Source organism: Vibrio sp. T20 (assembly GCF_007858795.1).
GTDB lineage: Bacteria > Pseudomonadota > Gammaproteobacteria > Enterobacterales > Vibrionaceae > Vibrio > Vibrio satsumensis.
On the sequence record NZ_VFEB01000092.1, the window covers coordinates 1 to 327 of the forward strand.

The 327-nt window shown below is 49.2% G+C and carries 1 protein-coding gene; it reads right to left on the minus strand.

Annotated elements, in window-relative coordinates; translation table 11 throughout:
• A partial coding sequence (locus tag FTW16_RS11615; RefSeq protein ID WP_146491192.1) for a DUF3549 family protein occupies nucleotides 1–327 on the minus strand: 327 nt, incomplete at both ends.

The window sequence follows — 327 nt, forward strand, 5'->3', positions numbered from 1 at the left end:
CTCAGCAATAGCAGGGTCTTGTAGTGCGTGCCAACTGCGACCAGCTAAACCAATCAACACTTCTTGGTGGCTCAAGCGTGGGCTAGCCAGAACTTGGTTAATGATGTTATTCGTGATCCCTTGTTCTGCACCTGAAAGGGCACGAACCAACGCAGAAAGCAAGAATAGGTCCGGCTCTTTACTTGTGATCTCACTCTCTGCCATTTCTTGCAAACGTTGCGCGAGCTTGTCATTGATTTGCGTATGTTCAAGTGCCCCCAGTGTGGCGTATAGAGGTTCTGATGGCAGTTTATTTAGCGCTTTGCGAATCGCGACACCGTTTTGCTG